The 17,784-nt window shown below is 42.4% G+C and carries 17 protein-coding genes; 3 read left to right on the forward strand and 14 right to left on the reverse strand.

Annotated elements, in window-relative coordinates:
* Window positions 1-69: 69 nt before the first annotated feature.
* The 8 genes from fabF to yceD form a co-directional block, all read right to left on the reverse strand.
* Complete coding sequence (fabF, locus tag ACYFDN_RS00315; protein ID WP_483509604.1) at window positions 70-1,314, reverse strand: beta-ketoacyl-ACP synthase II; 1,245 nt, start codon at window positions 1,312-1,314, stop codon at window positions 70-72.
* Between the two features lie 75 nt (window positions 1,315-1,389).
* Window positions 1,390-1,626: an acyl carrier protein gene (gene acpP, locus ACYFDN_RS00320; RefSeq protein WP_016403339.1), complete on the reverse strand. Its 237-nt coding sequence runs from the start codon at window positions 1,624-1,626 to the stop codon at window positions 1,390-1,392.
* A gap of 165 nt (window positions 1,627-1,791) precedes the next feature.
* Window positions 1,792-2,526 (reverse strand): 3-oxoacyl-ACP reductase FabG, encoded by a 735-nt coding sequence (gene fabG / locus ACYFDN_RS00325; RefSeq protein WP_483509606.1) that lies wholly within the window; start codon window positions 2,524-2,526, stop codon window positions 1,792-1,794.
* A 13-nt stretch (window positions 2,527-2,539) separates the two neighbouring features.
* A complete protein-coding gene (gene fabD / locus ACYFDN_RS00330; RefSeq protein WP_016403341.1) occupies window positions 2,540-3,472 on the reverse strand; it encodes an ACP S-malonyltransferase in 933 nt (310 codons plus the stop codon).
* Window positions 3,473-3,487: 15 nt separating this feature from the next.
* On the reverse strand, window positions 3,488-4,447 hold the full coding sequence (locus tag ACYFDN_RS00335; protein ID WP_483509608.1) for a beta-ketoacyl-ACP synthase III: 960 nt from the start codon (window positions 4,445-4,447) through the stop codon (window positions 3,488-3,490).
* A gap of 7 nt (window positions 4,448-4,454) precedes the next feature.
* The gene (gene plsX / locus ACYFDN_RS00340; RefSeq protein ID WP_016403343.1) at window positions 4,455-5,480 is read right to left on the reverse strand and encodes a phosphate acyltransferase PlsX; all 1,026 of its coding nucleotides are present in this window, start codon (window positions 5,478-5,480) and stop codon (window positions 4,455-4,457) included.
* An 11-nt stretch (window positions 5,481-5,491) separates the two neighbouring features.
* Window positions 5,492-5,665 carry a 50S ribosomal protein L32 gene (gene rpmF / locus ACYFDN_RS00345; RefSeq protein WP_016403344.1) on the reverse strand — a complete coding sequence of 58 codons (174 nt, stop codon included), beginning with the start codon at window positions 5,663-5,665 and terminating at the stop codon, window positions 5,492-5,494.
* A 12-nt stretch (window positions 5,666-5,677) separates the two neighbouring features.
* On the reverse strand, window positions 5,678-6,208 hold the full coding sequence (gene yceD, locus ACYFDN_RS00350; RefSeq protein ID WP_483509610.1) for a 23S rRNA accumulation protein YceD: 531 nt from the start codon (window positions 6,206-6,208) through the stop codon (window positions 5,678-5,680).
* A gap of 130 nt (window positions 6,209-6,338) precedes the next feature.
* On the opposite strand from yceD, the gene ACYFDN_RS00355 reads away from it, so the two are divergent.
* Entirely contained in the window at window positions 6,339-6,923 is a 585-nt protein-coding gene (locus ACYFDN_RS00355; protein ID WP_483509612.1) for a Maf family protein, read from the forward strand.
* A gap of 41 nt (window positions 6,924-6,964) precedes the next feature.
* Here ACYFDN_RS00355 and rluC read toward each other — a convergent pair whose 3' ends face one another.
* Window positions 6,965-7,915, reverse strand: a complete 951-nt coding sequence (rluC, locus tag ACYFDN_RS00360) for a 23S rRNA pseudouridine(955/2504/2580) synthase RluC (RefSeq protein WP_152784702.1) — start codon at window positions 7,913-7,915, stop codon at window positions 6,965-6,967.
* 413 nt (window positions 7,916-8,328) lie between these two features.
* Between rluC and rne the strand changes: the two genes are divergently transcribed.
* Window positions 8,329-11,268 (forward strand): ribonuclease E, encoded by a 2,940-nt coding sequence (gene rne, locus ACYFDN_RS00365; protein ID WP_483509614.1) that lies wholly within the window; start codon window positions 8,329-8,331, stop codon window positions 11,266-11,268.
* Between the two features lie 74 nt (window positions 11,269-11,342).
* On the opposite strand, the gene ACYFDN_RS00370 is transcribed toward rne, so the two are convergent.
* The 3 genes from ACYFDN_RS00370 to udk all read right to left on the reverse strand — a co-directional run bounded on the left by ACYFDN_RS00370 (window position 11,343) and on the right by udk (window position 14,491).
* A complete protein-coding gene (locus tag ACYFDN_RS00370) occupies window positions 11,343-11,816 on the reverse strand; it encodes a low molecular weight protein-tyrosine-phosphatase (RefSeq protein ID WP_483509616.1) in 474 nt (157 codons plus the stop codon).
* A 43-nt stretch (window positions 11,817-11,859) separates the two neighbouring features.
* On the reverse strand, window positions 11,860-13,728 hold the full coding sequence (locus ACYFDN_RS00375) for an AsmA family protein (protein WP_483509618.1): 1,869 nt from the start codon (window positions 13,726-13,728) through the stop codon (window positions 11,860-11,862).
* Between the two features lie 115 nt (window positions 13,729-13,843).
* On the reverse strand, window positions 13,844-14,491 hold the full coding sequence (gene udk, locus ACYFDN_RS00380) for a uridine kinase (RefSeq protein ID WP_016401799.1): 648 nt from the start codon (window positions 14,489-14,491) through the stop codon (window positions 13,844-13,846).
* A 203-nt stretch (window positions 14,492-14,694) separates the two neighbouring features.
* On the opposite strand from udk, the gene metG reads away from it, so the two are divergent.
* Window positions 14,695-16,743, forward strand: coding sequence for a methionine--tRNA ligase (gene metG / locus ACYFDN_RS00385; protein ID WP_483509620.1), 2,049 nt, complete (start codon window positions 14,695-14,697; stop codon window positions 16,741-16,743).
* 36 nt (window positions 16,744-16,779) lie between these two features.
* Here the strand turns inward: metG and ACYFDN_RS00390 are convergent, their stop codons facing one another.
* Both ACYFDN_RS00390 and ACYFDN_RS00395 read right to left on the reverse strand, forming a co-directional pair.
* Window positions 16,780-17,055: an acylphosphatase gene (locus ACYFDN_RS00390; RefSeq protein WP_483509622.1), complete on the reverse strand. Its 276-nt coding sequence runs from the start codon at window positions 17,053-17,055 to the stop codon at window positions 16,780-16,782.
* A 6-nt stretch (window positions 17,056-17,061) separates the two neighbouring features.
* The gene (locus ACYFDN_RS00395; RefSeq protein WP_152784690.1) at window positions 17,062-17,661 is read right to left on the reverse strand and encodes a GNAT family N-acetyltransferase; all 600 of its coding nucleotides are present in this window, start codon (window positions 17,659-17,661) and stop codon (window positions 17,062-17,064) included.
* Window positions 17,662-17,784 lie beyond the last annotated feature (123 nt).

A 17,784-nucleotide genomic window follows, 5' to 3' on the forward strand; every position in this document is an offset into this window, starting at 1 on the left:
AACAATCCTAGATATAAAAAAGCCTGATGATAACATCAGGCTTCAATTAGCTATAGCGCAATACGCAGATTAGGCATCAATTTTCTTGAATACCAGAGATCCGTTAGTACCACCAAAACCAAATGAATTCGACAATGCGTAATCAATTTTAGTTTCACGCGCTTTGCCAACTACATAATCTAAATCACAACCTTCACTTGGGTTTTCCAAGTTAATGGTTGGAGGGGCAATTTGATCGCGAATAGCCAAAATAGACACAATCGCTTCAACAGCGCCAGCTGCACCTAAAAGGTGACCAGTCATAGATTTTGTTGAACTAACCAATACTTCTTTAGCATGTTCGCCAAATACAGACTTAACCGCTTGCGTCTCGGCTACGTCACCTGCTGGTGTTGAAGTGCCGTGAGCATTAATGTAGTCAATTTCTGAGGCATCGATACCTGCATCTTTAATAGCAGCTGCCATAGAACGAGCAGCACCATCACCATCTGCTGGAGGCGACGTCATGTGGTAAGCATCACCACTCATACCAAATCCAACCAGCTCGGCGTAAATTTTAGCACCACGCGCCTTAGCGGCTTCGTACTCTTCTAGTACAACAACACCTGCACCATCACCTAATACAAAACCATCACGGTCTTGATCCCAAGGTCGGCTAGCTTTTGTTGGGTCATCGTTACGAGTTGATAGTGCTTTTGCTGCGCCAAAACCGCCCATACCTAAGTGCGTAGAGGCTTTTTCAGCACCGCCAGCTAACATTACATTAGCGTCACCATAGGCAATCATACGCGCTGCAAGGCCAATAGCATGAGCACCAGTAGTACAGGCTGTAGTAACAGCGATGTTAGGGCCTTTTAGACCTTTCATTATTGAAAGGTGGCCAGCGACCATGTTGATAATGGTTGATGGCACAAAAAACGGACTGATTTTACGTGGTCCATTCTTTAAGTAATTTTCGTGATTCTGTTCAATTAAGCCAAGACCACCAATGCCTGAGCCAATTGACACCCCAATGCTATCAGCATTTTCCTCGGTAACTTCAATACCAGCATCATCAAAAGCCATTAGGCCAGCTGCAATTCCGTATTGAATAAACGCATCCATTTTGCGCGCGTCTTTTTTACTCATGAACTCTTCTACATTGAAGTCTTTAACCAAGCCGGCAAAACGGGTTGGGAAAGCTTCGGTATCAAAGTGTTCGATAGGGCCAATGCCACTTTGACCAGCTTTAAGGGCTTGCCAAGTTAATTCAGCGGTATTACCTACTGGTGATAGTGCACCAATACCAGTAACAACGACTCTACGCTTAGTCACTGAAATGCCTCCAAGGGGGGATTTACTTATCTTAGGGGGATGCAAAATGGGCGACTGATGCCGCCCACTTTTTTATTAATCTTGATTATTTAGAACGTAATCAATTGCAGCTTGAACAGTAGTGATTTTCTCAGCTTCTTCATCAGGGATTTCAGTATCGAATTCTTCTTCTAAAGCCATAACCAATTCAACTGTATCCAAAGAGTCAGCACCTAAATCGTCAACGAATGAAGCTTCGTTTTTAACTTCGTCTTCGCTTACACCTAGTTGCTCGATGATGATTTTTTTAACACGTTCTTCAATTGCACTCATGACAATATTTTTCCTTAGTAAATACGCTTCTGCGTTGTTGCGATAGTGTATTCAAACCGAATTACTTTGCAAGTCTAACCGTAGTGGTCTAACCACGTTTTTCGTAGTTATTTTTATAAAAAACTTGCGATCTATCAATTTTTTGCACATTTTTTAAGCCGCTGCTTAAACCATGTACATCCCGCCATTAACGTGAATAGTTTCACCAGTAATATAGGCAGCATCGTCGCTTGCTAAAAAAGCAACCGTTTTGGCGATTTCTTCAGCATCGCCTAAACGCGCCATAGGCACCTGCGACAAGATAGCACCACGCTGATTATCGTCAAGTGCTCGCGTCATATCTGTTTCAATAAAACCAGGAGCAATCGCATTAACTGTGATCCCACGAGAAGCCACTTCGCGCGCCAATGAACGAGTAAAACCTAATACGCCTGCTTTGGCAGCAGAATAGTTAGCTTGGCCTGCGTTGCCCATGGTGCCAACAACCGAACCAATACTAATAATACGACCATTGCGTTTTTTCATCATTGCACGCAATACCGCTTTGCTTAGACGGAAAATAGACGTTAGGTTGGTATTGATAATATCTTCCCACTCGTCGTCTTTCATACGCATTAATAAGTTGTCACGGGTAATACCGGCATTGTTCACAAGAATATCGATATCACCATATTTAGCTTTGATATCAGCAAACAACTGAGCAATAGAATCGCTAGACGTTACGTCTAAGGCTAAACCAGTACCATTTTCGCCTAAATAAGCAGCAATGGCTTGGGCGCCCTTCTCTGAAGTAGCAGTTCCAATAACGGTGGCGCCGCGAGCAACTAAAGTTTCAGCCGTTGCACGACCAATACCACGACTTGCGCCAGTGACTAAGGCAACCTTACCTTGTAGAGACATTGAAAATTCCTCGTTACTTATTATCTAAAGCAGTTTTTATAGAAGTTGTATCATTAATTGCTGCTGCAACTAATGGCTTATGGATCCGCTTAACTAAGCCACTAAGTACTTTACCCGGGCCGCACTCATAAACAGTTTCGATACCGCGAGTGGCCATTGCTTCAACGGTTTCAGTCCAACGTACTGGGCTATATAGCTGCTTAATTAGTGCAAGCTTAATTGCTTTAGCATCTCGTTCTATTGCTACATCTACGTTATTAATAACATCGAATTTTGGCTCAGAAAAAGAGATACCCTCAATGTAACCCGCCAATTCATCAGCCGCAGGCTGCATCAAAGCACAGTGAGAAGGCACACTTACCGGCAATGGCAAGGCTCGCTTAGCACCTGCTTCTTTACACAATACGTTAGCTCGGTCTACGGCTTCTTTATGGCCCGCGATAACCACTTGGCCAGGTGAGTTAAAGTTAACCGCTGTTACTACTTGGTCTTGGGCGGCTTTCTCACAAGCGTCAATAATTTCTTGATTGCCTAAGCCGATGATTGCAGACATTGCACCCACTCCGGCCGGTACCGCTTTTTGCATTAACTGGCCGCGATATTCTACTAACTTAAGAGCATCGGCAAACTCTAACACTCCAGCACAAGTTAACGCTGAGTACTCGCCTAAACTGTGTCCCGCTAATACTGCGGGCGCGCTGCCCCCTAGCTCGTTCCATAAACGCCATAAAGCCACAGAGGCGGTTAATAATGCTGGTTGAGTACGGCTGGTTTCGTTTAACTCTTCAGCTGGGCCGTTGGCAACTAAACCTGCCAAATCATAACCTAGCACCTCAGAGGCTTGTTTAAAGGTATCAGCAACTACCGGATACTCACTAATAAGCTCGGCTAACATGCCAACGCTTTGTGAGCCTTGTCCTGGAAAAACAAATGCTAATTTACTCATCATCTATCCTAATAATTAAAATCTAACTAGGGCACTGCCCCACGCAAAACCACCACCAAATGCTTCTAGTAATACTAGCTGGCCTCGTTGAATACGCCCATCTGTTACTGCTTCGTCTAAAGCAATGGGTACGGAGGCAGCCGAAGTATTGCCATGCCTATCTAAAGTAAGCACTACTTTATCAAGTGGCATAGCGAGTTTTTTGGCTGTAGCTTTAATAATTCTGAAATTAGCTTGGTGTGGCACTAACCAATCTAATTCTGTTTTTTCAATACCGTTTGCGGCTAAGGTTTCTGTGACAATTTCACTTAAACGGGTTACCGCTACTTTAAATACCTCATTTCCACTCATCGTCATATAAGACTCCATTTCGGTGCCCGACATTCCACGTTGTGGATGAGGTAGTTTTAGCAAATCGCCATAACGGCCATCTGCATGAATATGGGTAGACAAAATTCCTGCTTCTTCGCTTGCGCCTAATAGAACGGCTCCGGCACCATCACCAAACAAAATAATGGTAGAGCGGTCGTCTGGATCGCACATATGTGAAAGCTTATCAGCGCCAATGACTAGTGCTTTTTTAACCAAGCCACTCTTTATGTATTGGTCGGCAACACTTAAAGCATAGGTAAAGCCAGCGCAGGCCGCCGCAATATCAAAAGCGGGCACACCAGGGAGCTCTAACTTTGCTTGAACCTCACACGCAGCGGCAGGAAATGCATTCTCGCTTGAGGTGGTTGCTAGAATAATTAGGCCAATATCGTTTTTGTCGATATCTGCTCTTTTAATCGCTAACTCAGCCGCAAATGCGCCCATATCAGCAACAGACTCGTTATTACCTGCAATACGGCGTTCTTTAATACCGGTACGATCAGTAATCCATTGGTCACTGGTTTCTACCATTTGCTCAAGATCTGAGTTAGTTCTTACATTAGTTGGCAGATAACTACCTGTAGATAATATTTTTGAGTACATAAAAGACTTAATGCTTATCAATTAATAAAGATTCAAGTTTGTCGGTAATACGACCTGGCACTTGCTGTTGTATCTCTGCGACGGCTTGGTGAATAGCTTGCAAAAATGCCTTTTCATCGGCATGTCCATGACTCTTAATTACAATGCCGCGCAATCCTAACAGACTCGCACCATTATACTGGTCGGGGTTCAGTTGTTTTAGTTGAGATTTAAGACTCGGCAAAAACAGTTTGAGAATAAATCTAGCAAACCAGTTTACATCAAACTGTTTCTTTAGTTTTGCGAGTATAAGCTGGGAAACCCCTTCAGCAGTTTTGAGTGCAATATTGCCTACAAAACCATCACATACTATTACGTCAGCTTTACCACTAAATATCTGATTCCCCTCAACAAAGCCAATGTAATTAATCGCGCTTGAGTTTTCAAGAAGTTGCGCAGTTTGTTTTACAACGTCATTGCCCTTTATTTGTTCTTCACCAATATTCAACAATGCAACACGTGGTTTAGTTAAGCCCCACACGCTTTCGGCTAAAGACGCTCCCATTACCGCAAACTGCATTAATACCTCTGAATCACAACTAGAGTTAGCGCCCAAATCTAGCAGCAAACTACCCTGGCCGTTTTCTTCAGGTAAATGAGTCACTAACGCTGGTCGTTCTATACCAGGCAAAAGTTTTAGTACAACTTTGGCCATAGCCATTAAGGCACCGGTATTTCCTGCACTAACACAGGCATCAGCTTGCTGTTGGTGAACAAGATCTAGGGCTAAACGCATTGATGATTGTTTACGAGAACGTAAAGCGGTAATCGGTTTGTCGTTGGCAGAGACAACTTGGCTGGAATGAACAAACTCTAAGCGCGGATGCTGAGAAATTTGATGCTCTATTAACAGGGAGTTAATAAAGTGCTTGTCGCCAATTAAGGTAACATGCAAATGAGGGTAATAGTTAAGTGCCTGCGCAACGGCAGGCACTGTAACATGGGGGCCAACATCGCCCCCCATTGCATCAACTGCAATAGTAAGTTTTTGCAAAATGCAAAAATTTACTTGTTGATTACCTTGTTACCGCGGTAGTAACCGTCAGCAGTAACATGGTGACGACGGTGAAGCTCACCTGAAGTAGCGTCAGTTGTTAATGCAACATTGTTTTCGATAGCATCGTGTGAACGACGCATGCCACGTCTTGAACGTGTAACTTTACTTTTCTGAACAGCCATTGACCCAGTCTCCTAGTCTTTCTTTTTTAAACTTTGTAACACTGCAAACGGATTTGGTTTAGATTCTTCCTCTACAACGTCGATTTCACCAAATACTTGTTCGTTTTGCTGAACCTTACAATCCTCTAAAGAATGTTTAGGTATGATTGGCAACGCTAATAACAATTCGTCTTCAATCAATTCAGCTACTAAAAAGTAGTTGTCTTCATTTAGTTGCAGTGGTTCGTAATCTTCTGGTAACTCTTCCACTTGCGATTCATCGCAGACTGGCGAGTAAGTAAACTCAACATTAATAGTATAACTAAAAGTTTCACTACAACGTTGGCACTCTAACTCCACCTCAGTTAACGCTTTGCCTTGAACGACAACTAAACCTTGCGGATCAGTTCCAAAGCGCAACCAGACGTCTACATCACTATTCACTTTCAAGGTTGCATCGCTAAAACGAGGCAATCGTTTGATCTCGAGGAAGCCCTCATAATCTAACTTTCGCTTAGCCGTCTTAAACGGGTCAATCTCTACTGGTAATTTCACTTTTTGCATAAGGCGCGCATAATATAGTTACACTCAGTGATAGTCAAAACAATTTGTGCTTTTTTCCTGCCTTTAAAGCATCGCTATCGCTAAAGATTGCGTTTAAAATCAGCAGACTGTTAATTTTGGTTAAAAAACGATGAAAAATCGACTAATTCTTGCCTCTAGCTCTGTCTACAGAAAACAACTATTAGAAAAAGTTTGCCCAACATTTGATTGCTTCAATCCAGATATCGATGAATCACCAAAACCTAAAGAAACGCCAGAGTTGTTGGTATTACGTTTAGCCGAGCAAAAAGCACTTGCAGGAAAAACTCAGTTTCCTAAAAATCTGATTATAGGTTCTGATCAAGTTTGCTGCATAAACGGAGAAATAGTTGGAAAACCCGGCAACCATCAAAATGCTGTTAAGCAACTTAAAGCAGCAAGCGGACAAGCCATTACCTTTTATACAGGTCTCGCGCTATATAATAGTGAAACGCAACAGATGCAGAGTTTAATAGACAGCTTCGAAGTTGGCTTTAGAGAGCTCTCCGACAGCCTCATTGAGCGTTACCTGCAAATCGAACAACCCTACAACTGTGCTGGAAGCTTTAAAAGTGAAGGTTCTGGCATTGTGTTATTCAAGCACTTAAAAGGTGACGACCCGAACAGTTTGATTGGCCTTCCATTAATAAAACTCTGCGGCTTATTAGAAAGCCAAGATTTTGAGTTATTAAGTTAGCAAACATAAAAGGAGCTAAGCTCCTTTTATCTCAAACTCTACTACAGAGGATCAAGCTGATCACAAAAGCGTTGAAGACTTTCTTCTAACGGCGCGGTTAAATGCATCTCTTTTTGTGTAGCCGGGTGCTCGAAGCGAATTTGCCATGCGTGTAAAAACAAACGATTCAAACCTTTCGCTTCGGTAGCGGCCAATAGTTCTTTATCTGTGTATTTGTCGTCACCAGCAATGCTATGACCTTCGTAAAGACTGTGCACACGAATCTGATGAGTTCTGCCAGTCACCGGGCTGGCTTTCATCAGAGTCATGTCAGCGTATCTTCGCTCTATTCGATAACGAGTAAGCGAAGGTTTACCTTCTGCTTGATCAACAATCACCATTCTTTCACCTGACGACACAGCATTTTTACGTAATGGCGCGTCAACCGACCTAACGGATTTTGGCCATTGGCCATGCACTAAAGTTAGATAGTCTTTTTGAACAACCTTTTCTCTCAGCTGCCGATGCATGTCACGCAATGCACTGCGCTTTTTAGCAACAACCAATAATCCGGAGGTATCTCGGTCTATTCGGTGAACCAACTCTAGATAACGACAATCTTGACGTAGCGAGCGCAGCGCTTCAATCACTCCAAAACTTAAACCACTGCCACCATGCACAGCCATACCAGAAGGTTTATTCAGAACTAACAAGCAGTCGTCTTCATAAACTATTTGCTGTTCCAGTTGAACAACCTGATTGAGCTTGTTAGACGGCAAACCGGTTTCTTCCGAAACTCTAATTGGCGGAATTCTTACTACATCATCAGCCTGAACTTTGTATTCTGGTTTAACTCGCTTTTTGTTAACCCTAACCTCCCCTTTGCGCAAAATGCGATAAATACGACTTTTAGGTACCCCTTTTAGCCGTTTTAGTAGGAAGTTATCTATTCTTTGTCCAGCCTCGTCGTCACTAACCGTGACCATCTGAACTGCTTTATTTTCGGTATTCATAGCAAAAATTGTAACATGCTCATAAATAATTTGATGGAAAAATATAGCTTTGCTATATTTGTAAGGCTTAAAGTGCCCGTTTTTAAAGGTTTTCCTTATTTGGCACCGTATTCGAAGCCCATTAATTTGTAAATTTTGGCGCTATCGAAACTAAGAATTTTCATAGCAACCTGATAGGCAATCACAATTATTTGCCTTAAATCAAAGCTATATAGAATAGATTGTAAAGTTCGGCAAGCACAGTTTGCGGGACTCATATTTATACAAGCGCCAAAATGCGCCCTAAGGACTAGAGAAGCTAACCGCGAGGTTACCTAGACGCTCTGACAATAAACACAGGGTCTGGCCATTTAAGGCAGGTTAATTGCTGCCCATGAGGTTGTTTAAATCAAACAAACCCCAAGGCAACATAAATGAAAAGAATGTTAATTAATGCAATGCAGCTAGAAGAAATGCGCGTTGCATTGGTCGATGGCCAAAGGCTATACGATCTAGACATAGAAAGTCCTGGTCACGAACAGAAAAAAGCAAATATATACAAAGGCAAAATTACTCGCGTAGAGCCTAGTTTAGAAGCTGCATTTGTTGACTACGGCGCAGAGCGTCATGGCTTCCTTCCAATGAAGGAAATCGCTCGCGAATACTTCCCAGAAGGCTACGTCTATCAAGGGCGTCCAAGCATCAAAGAAGTCGTTAAAGAAGGCCAAGAAGTCATTGTTCAGATCGATAAGGAAGAGCGTGGCAACAAAGGCGCTGCACTAACGACTTTCATCAGCTTAGCCGGTAGTTATTTAGTATTAATGCCAAACAACCCTCGTGCAGGCGGTATTTCTCGTCGTATCGAAGGCGATGAACGCACTCAGCTTAAAGAAGCGATGAATGGTCTCGAATTGCCTAACGGCATGGGGCTAATCGTTCGTACAGCTGGCGTGGGTAAATCGGCTGAAGAGCTTCAGTGGGATTTAAAAGTACTACTTAATCACTGGGGTGCAATTACCGATGCCGCAGAGTCTAAGCCAGCACCATTCCTTATCCACCAAGAAAGCAACGTAATTGTTCGTGCAATTCGTGATTATTTACGTCGCGATGTTGGCGAGATCCTCATCGATAATAAAACTATCTATGAGCAAGCTAAAAAGCACATTGAGCTGGTTCGTCCTGACTTCGTAAACCGCGTAAAACGTTACGAAGGCGAAGTGCCGATGTTCAACCACTACCAAATTGAATCGCAAATTGAATCTGCTTTCCAACGCGAAGTTCGTCTTCCATCGGGTGGTTCAATTGTTATCGATCCAACCGAAGCCTTAACTTCAATTGATATTAACTCTGCTCGCGCAACTAAGGGTGGAGACATAGAAGAAACAGCGCTTCAAACCAACCTAGAAGCATCAGACGAGATTGCTCGTCAACTTCGCTTGCGTGACTTAGGTGGTCTAGTAGTTATCGACTTCATCGATATGACCCCGGTTAAAAACCAGCGCGAAGTAGAAAACCGCTTCCGTGAAGCAGTTCGTCAAGATCGTGCTCGCGTTCAAGTTGGTCGCATTTCTCGCTTCGGCCTACTAGAAATGTCTCGTCAACGTTTACGTCCGTCATTAGGTGAGTCGAGCACTCATATTTGTCCACGTTGTAATGGACAAGGTACTATTCGTGATAACGAGTCTCTAGCATTGTCTATCCTTCGTTTATTCGAAGAAGAAGCGCTAAAAGAAAATACCTCTGAAGTTCATGCTCAAGTTCCTGTGCCAGTAGCAGCTTACTTGCTTAACGAAAAGCGTGTAGCAATCAACAAGCTTGAAAAGCGCCATAACGTTCGATTAGTGATCATTCCTAACCAACATATGGAAACACCTCACTACGACGTTACTCGTATTCGAAATGGTGAAGAGACTCAAGAGACTAGCTATCAGCTTACTGCCGAAAACCCATCTCCGGTTTATCAACCTAACCAAGTGGCTAAAGAAAAAATTGAAGCTGAGCAGCCAGTTTTGCAGGGCTTTAGTGCTCCTGCTGCGCCTAGCGCCCCAGCCAAAGCAGCCAAGCCTGTTAAGAGTGCTGCAGAGCCTTCTTTAATCGCACGTATTGTTGCATTCTTCAGTGCCATGTTTGCTAGCGAAGAAAAGCCAGCGCCAAAGAAACAAACACGCAGCAAGAACAATCAGCGTGATAAGCGTAATAATCGTCGCAATAATCAACGTAATGACAAACGCAACGACAAGCGCCAAGAACGCCCAGAGCGAAAAGAACGCAGCGATCGCAACGAAGGTTCTAACAGCAACCGCCGCCGCAAGGATCAGCGTAACAAACCTGCTAGAGATAAAGTTGAAAATGAGACTACTCAAGAAACTAAGTCTCAAACCAAGCAACATGCTCCAAAAGAACAGCAAGTTAAAGAGCGTAGAGAACGTCGTAACTTGCGTAAAAAAGTAAGAGTAAAAGCTGAGAAAACCAACGAAGCAGTTGCAGAGCAAACTGCTGAACAGCCAGTTGCTGAAAAACCAGTATCTAAAAAAGCAGAAGTAGCTTCTCCAAAAACTGAAGCTCCAGTGGCTAAAACGAGCGATAACTCGGAAGCACCAAAGCCTAAACGTCGTCGTCGCTCATCGAGCAGCGCAGGTCGTAAACGCTTTAATGACTTGCCAAAAGCAGAGACTAACGCTCAAGAAGCAGCTATCGATTCTCGCTATCCAGAAGCAGAAGTGAAAGCTGAATCTCCTGTAGTTGAAACTAAAGCTGAAACTCCTGTTGCTGAAACTAAAGCTGAAGTGCCTGCAGTTGAAACTAAAGCTGAAGCACCTACAGTTGAAACAAAAGCAGAAGCACCTGTGGTTGAAACTAAAGCTGAAGCTCCTGTAGTTGAAACTAAAGCTGAAGCTCCTGTAGTTGAAACTAAAGCTGAATCTCCTGTAGTTGAAACTAAATCAGAAACACCAGCAGTTGAAACTAAAGCTGAAGCTCCTGTAGTTGAAACTAAAGCAGAAGCTCCTGTAGTTGAAACTAAAGCTGAAGCTCCTGTAGTTGAAACTAAATCAGAAGCACCAGCAGTTGAAACTAAAGCTGAAGCACCGGTAGTTGAAGCAAAAGCGGAAGACATTAAGCTTGATGCGGTTAAAGCCGAAGTTAAACCTAAACGCAGTAATCGCGGTAAGCTAAAACCTAGCAAAGTAGAAGGTAAAGGTAATGCTTCAGCTGCTATGGCAAAACCAGCACCTGTTGCTACAACGCCTAGCCAGCCAGAAGAAGTAGTTAAAAAACCTTACGTACGTAAGCCCGTAACAGTTGGGTCGCGTCGTGTTCAATCTACTAGTTCTAGTACATCTGCGCAGAGCCCTATGAGCAAGCCAGAATTGTAAGCAGCAAATAAGTTGTACAAAAAAGGCCAGCAAATTGCTGGCCTTTTTATTTACCTAGGAATAACTAAACAAACCTAAGCTCTCACCCTTTCCACAATGCCATCACTTGCTTGCTCTATCATTGCTAATACCTGCTTAAAGCCCTGCACACTGCCGTAATAGGGATCGGGCACTTCTTCCAGCTCTACCCCGCCAAAAGGTAAAATCAAGGCCAATTTATGCGCATATTGCTCAGGACAATGCTTATGTAAATAGCTTAGGTTTTTCTTATCGGATGCCAAAATCAAATCAAACTTAGCAAAGTCTTTATCTAATACTTTGCGTGAGCGAATACCTTTAAAACTGTAGCCCTTTTCTTCAGCAATTCTTACTGCACGAGGGTCAGGTTTATCACCTTTGTGATAATCCGTTGTGCCTGCTGAATCAACTTTGATTTTCAGTTTGTGTTGTTTAAATTTAGCTCGCAGTACGGCTTCTGCAGTGGTTGAACGACAAATATTCCCCATACAAATAACCAGCACCGATTTAACACCGACAAGTTTTTTCACATATATCCCTTATAAAAAAGGCACCTAAAGTGCCTTTTACCATCTAGTTGAAGAAGCCGCCTAGGCTATCCAGTAACTTCTTACTATCTTCATTGTCGCCCAAGGCTTTTTTAAGTTCCTTGTTAACCGCTTCTTTAGCTTGACCTTCAAACAATTTTTTCATGTCTAAATTAACTTTTGGCTCAGTCCAGCTACCCTTTACGTTAATCGGAATATCCAAGCCAGCTAAGTCATTTTTAGAACCTTGCCCTTCTAGGCTAGCAACCACTTTGGTAATAAAAGTGAAATCCAAGCTTTCATTAATCAAGTGAGTTTGACCAGTACCGTCAATGCGTAACAAAGGCGAAGACATTTGCATCTTATTTACCTTAGCTAAGGATTTACCTAAGGTTGAGTTTATCACCAACTCACTAAAATCTGTTTTTTGCTCTTGCTGCGCTTGCTGCTTATCACCGCCTTTAATTGTAGCCTTAGCAGAGCGGATCATTTGCGGAATGTTAACCCCATAGATAGCGCCATCGGTAAACGTAGCGTTTATTGGACCAGATATCTTCTTTTTAATGGCGGTAGGCGTTAAACCAGTGCCTTTAAGATCAAGATCTACGTTTAGCCCGCCTGCAACAAAATCAAAGTCAGCAGCATCACTTAACAAGGGCCTCGCTTGAACCCCATTTAATTTAGCAGTCATTGAGTAACTAGCCACTGGCTTTTGGCCGTTAATCACCGCGTTACTCTCTAAGCGTCCATCGTACAAGTTTGCGCTTAACTCTTTTAAACGTAGAATTCCGTCTTTAATCTGAACTTGTTGTTTGATGTCCTCTATGTGGAGCTTCTGATGTTGTAATTTATCTATTGTAAGAGTGCCGTCTAAATTGAGCGTTTTCAAAACGGTTAAATCAGGCTCTTGTTCTTGGCCAGGCGCTTCACTTGACGAATTTCCATCATCAGTTGTATTGCTACTTGCAGACGACTCACTAATAAAGTTGGAGGTATCGAGTAATGGAATATTTAAATCAAATTTGATACTAGGTATGTTATTTAGTACTACGCTGCTGGTACCTACTAATTGCGTTTTGCCATCAATATCTACTGCCAGTTTAGAAAGCTCTGCTGTTTTGCTTGCTACTGTGTAAGACAGCGCTAAATCAGTTTGAACATTCATTGCACCATTTGGAATAGCGCTGCCTTGTAAATTCAAGCCATTACTAACATCGCTTAAGGCAATTCGACTAAAGTCTTCGGCTATGAATATCAAACCTGTTGCCTGTTGCTCTACCAACATTTCGCCATCATCAAACTTTAATGAAAGGCTAAAACCGTTATCTTCACCTAGTTCTAAACCGTCTAAAGTAAAGTTAACAGGACCTAACTTTTGAGTTTTGTTTAGCGCTAAATCGATGAGTTCAACATTAGCATCAACAATTTCGATACCAGCTAATCGAACGTTCCACCCAGCAGCTGATGTACCAGACGACTCTTCAATACTTTTAGGTTCGCTTGAAGCAGGTTCGGCTTCTTTAGACTGGGTTAAGTCGTCAAGACTGGTTGTTCCATCCGCTTTAGTTTGGTGGCGTAAGGTCAAACCTCGAACTGAGATATCCCCCACTTCAATGCTTTTACTAAACAAAGGCATCAAAGCCACTGACATTTCAGCTCCTGCGATACTAACAGTATTACCGTCACCAAATTCAGGGTTGTCACGCAGGCGCAAGCTACCAAGTTCAAAGCCGATACTAGGGAAGAAGCGCCAAGCTAAATCCCCATCAATCACTAATTCTCTTCCGGTTGATTCTTTGGTTTTCTCTACCAAAAGCGCTTTAATATCGTCGGTATTTACCATTGATACCGCGACGACAACACCGACAACCAATAAAACAATCAGGGCTGCGACAACATAGAGCAACTTTTTCATAATCTTCCCTATTTACAAAGCTGTTGAGTAAGTATGTGCTTAATTATTAATGATAATTTAAAACTTATATTTCTATTACTTATCTAGTCTGTTTTGGCAGTGTTTAGTTAACCCGCTAATTAGAGGCCAACAAGTCACGAATTTTAGCGTTAATAATATCGATAGCGATTCGATTTTTACCACCTCTTGGAACAATCACATCAGCGTATTGCTTAGAGGGCTCTACAAATTGGAGAAACATAGGCCGAACGGTATTGTGGTATTGAGACAACACTGAATCCAAAGTTCTGCCTCGTTCTTTTACGTCCCTTTGGATTCTTCTTGCTAAACAAATATCTAAAGGTGTATCTACAAAAATGCTGATATCCAACTGCTCACGAATAGCAGGATCGGTGAATAACAAAATACCCTCTAATACGATAATTTTTGTAGGTGCTACCGTCTTGGTTTCTGCCATACGGTTATTAACTTTATAACTGTATTGGGGCTGCTCGATGGACTCACCGCTTTTAAGCTGTTTTAAATGTGCTACCAATAAATCATGATCCATAGACTTAGGATGGTCATAGTTAGTTTGCTTGCGCTGCTCAGGCGTTATATGGCTTTGGTCCTTGTAGTAACTATCTTCATTAATTACTGCAATGCAGCTATCACCTAGTTCGGTGCGAATATCGTTAACAATGGTTTGAGAAAATAAACTTTTACCAGAAGCCGACGCCCCAGAGATCCCAATTACTACGATATTATGATCTTGATTTTGCATAGAAATAACCTAGTTCTTTTGCCGCAATTATAGGTGCAATATACCCATTAGTCATTATGCGAATGGCGCCTAACATTATTTTTCAACTTAATTACCTATAAGTTATTCAGGCAAGCGTTAGGATACTAGGCATCACTTGCCGCTTAAGGTAATATTGGCACCCTTGAATTACCCGTTAATTGACTGAGCTAACAGTAGATCACATGACAAACGAACAACGTAAAATTCTGGTTACCAGTGCCTTACCTTATGCAAATGGTCCTATACATTTAGGCCACTTACTCGAATACATACAAACAGATATTTGGGTTCGTTTCCAAAAGCTACGTGGTAACACGTGTACCTATGTATGTGCAGACGACGCGCACGGTACACCGATCATGCTGAAAGCTCAGCAGATGGGCATTACCCCTGAAGAAATGATTAACCAGGTTCACGTTGAACACAGTGCAGACTTTAACGAGTTCCACATCGAGTTTGATAACTATCATTCTACTCATAGCCCAGAAAACCAAGCGCTATCAGAAGAGATTTACAACAAGCTTAATCAAGCGGGTCACATAAAAACTCGAACAATTTCTCAACTGTTCGATCCTGAGAAAAACATGTTTTTGCCAGATCGCTTCGTAAAAGGCACCTGCCCTAAATGTAAAAGCGAAGATCAAAACGGTGATAACTGTGATAACTGTGGCGCTACTTACAGCCCAACAGATCTACTGTCACCTAAATCTGTAATCTCTGGTGCCGAGCCAGTTCTTAAAGACTCAGAGCATTACTTCTTTGATCTACCAGCATTTCAAAACATGCTAAAAGACTGGACAATCTCTGGTTCGCTACAAGAAGAAATGTCTAACAAGCTTAACGAGTGGTTTGAGCAAGGCCTTCAGCAGTGGGATATTAGCCGTGACGCGCCCTACTTTGGTTTTAAAATTCCAAATACAGAAGACAAATACTTTTACGTATGGCTAGATGCTCCGATTGGATACATGGGCAGCTTTAAAAACCTATGTGACAAGCGCGACGATTTAAACTTTGACGATTATTGGAACAAAGACTCTGACGCAGAGGTTTATCACTTTATCGGCAAAGACATTATCTATTTCCACAGCCTATTTTGGCCAGCCATGCTAGAAGGTGCCGGATTCCGCAAACCAAGCAGCGTGTATGCCCACGGTTATGTAACGGTAAATGGCGCAAAAATGTCTAAGTCACGCGGCACATTTATTAAAGCCCGCACTTATCTTGACCATTTAGACCCAGAGTACTTGCGTTACTACTATGCTGCTAAGTTAAATAACAGAATTGACGACTTAGATCTAAATTTAGAAGATTTTGCACAACGTGTTAATTCAGACTTAGTAGGCAAAGTAATTAACATTGCTAGCCGTACCGCAGGGTTTATTAGTAAACGCTTTAACGCCACTCTATCTCCAGTGGTAAGCAACCAAGCTTTATTAGACGAATTTGTCGCAGCTGAAGCAAACATCGCAGCTTTATACGAAGGCCGAGAGTTTGGTAAAGCGATGCGAGAAATAATGGCTTTAGCCGATAAAGCAAATCAATACATTGCAGAAGAGGCACCATGGCAATTAGCTAAAAATGAAGAAACCTTAGAACGTGCTCACCAAGTATGTTCAATGGGAATTCATTTATTCCGTGTGTTAATCACTTACTTGAAGCCAGTGCTGCCAAAACTAGCAGACAAAGTTGAGCAATTCTTAAATGTAGAACTCAAGTGGGCTGACATAAATAACACCTTAGTTAATCATGAAATCCAAAGCTTTAAAGCATTAATGCAGCGCATTGATATGAAGCACGTAGAGGCAATGGTTGATGCTTCTAAAGATAACTTGGTTAGCGCTACCGCAGCGCCAAAAGAAGAGAAGCCAGCAAGTAACACTAGCAGCGAGATTGAACCCATAGCTGATACCATCAGTTTCGATGAGTTCGCAAAAATAGATCTACGTATCGCTCGCATTGTTAAAGCAGAGCATGTAGAAAAAGCGGAAAAGCTACTTCGCCTTGAGTTGGATATTGGTAGCGAAACTCGCCAAGTATTTGCGGGCATTAAGTCAGCTTACGCACCAGAAGATCTCGAAGGCAAGCTAACCGTTATGGTAGCTAACCTAGCACCTCGTAAGATGCGCTTTGGAGAGTCTCAGGGAATGGTTCTTGCTGCAGGCCCTGGTGGGAAAGACCTCTGGATTTTGAGCCCCGGAGAAGGTGCTCAACCGGGTATGCGAGTAATGTAGAACATAAAAAGGCGCTAATCAGCGCCTTTTTTAATTCTAGTAAGTATTAAAACCTGAGTAGCTAAGCTGGTCGATTGGTAACATCTTTAGCGTTTTAACTTCTTGCACCGCCGCATAAGGAGATGCTTGATGAAGATGAGACAACAGCTCAAGAAGCTTGGCTTCGTCTCCCTCTGCGACGACTTCAACATCTCCAGAGTCTAAATTTTTTGCATAACCTACAAGATCTAATTTAAGGGCTTTAAGCTGGGTGTGATAACGGTAACCTACGCCCTGCACCTTCCCCTTAGCTAAAGCCTTTAAACAAAACACCAGCTGCTAGCCCAGCACTGGTTTTACTTCGTTTAGACCTGTAAATTCGAAGCCGATGCTCTCTACTGGCATGTTCTCTAAGGGAACGCTACAGCGATCAAGGTCTAAACAAAAATAGCGCTGCAATTGATATTGCGCGTTAAGTTGCTCAACTTCATCAAAACCAAATTGACTAAGCGTCCAGCGTAGGCGTTCATCTCTACAATTACATATAAGGCTAAGTAGCGTGAATCCTTGATTTAACGCATAACAGCGGGCCCAATCAACCATTAGTTTAGCCAGCCCTTTTCCTGCAAAATCCCGGTTAACCGTAAGTTTGTGCATAAACAAGCTTTCACGCCTTACCTCGGCTTCTACCTCAATTGCACCACTACGATTATTTAGAATCATGGCTGCTACAGGTTTGCCTGCAATATATCCCATGTACATTTCATCTAAACGATGATTAGCAAGTAAAGAATGTGGAGTAATTTGATGAAATTTCCAAAGCGGTTCGCCTCTTGATTCGAACCAACTTGCTGCTTCCATCAGTAATTCGCAAAACTGATAAAGCTCAATACTTGATATAGAACGAACCACCAAATTAGGTGTCGCTTCGCTTGACATATCAACTCCCTTGATAAGTGTCTAAACTGTGACCGATGACCAGTTGTGAACAACATGTTACACAGAATACCTTTAAGTTAAAAGCATTGTTAGTGAAAATAAGCTCCTTATTTCAGCCTTACA

This window comes from Agarivorans sp. D1326 (assembly GCF_056958115.1).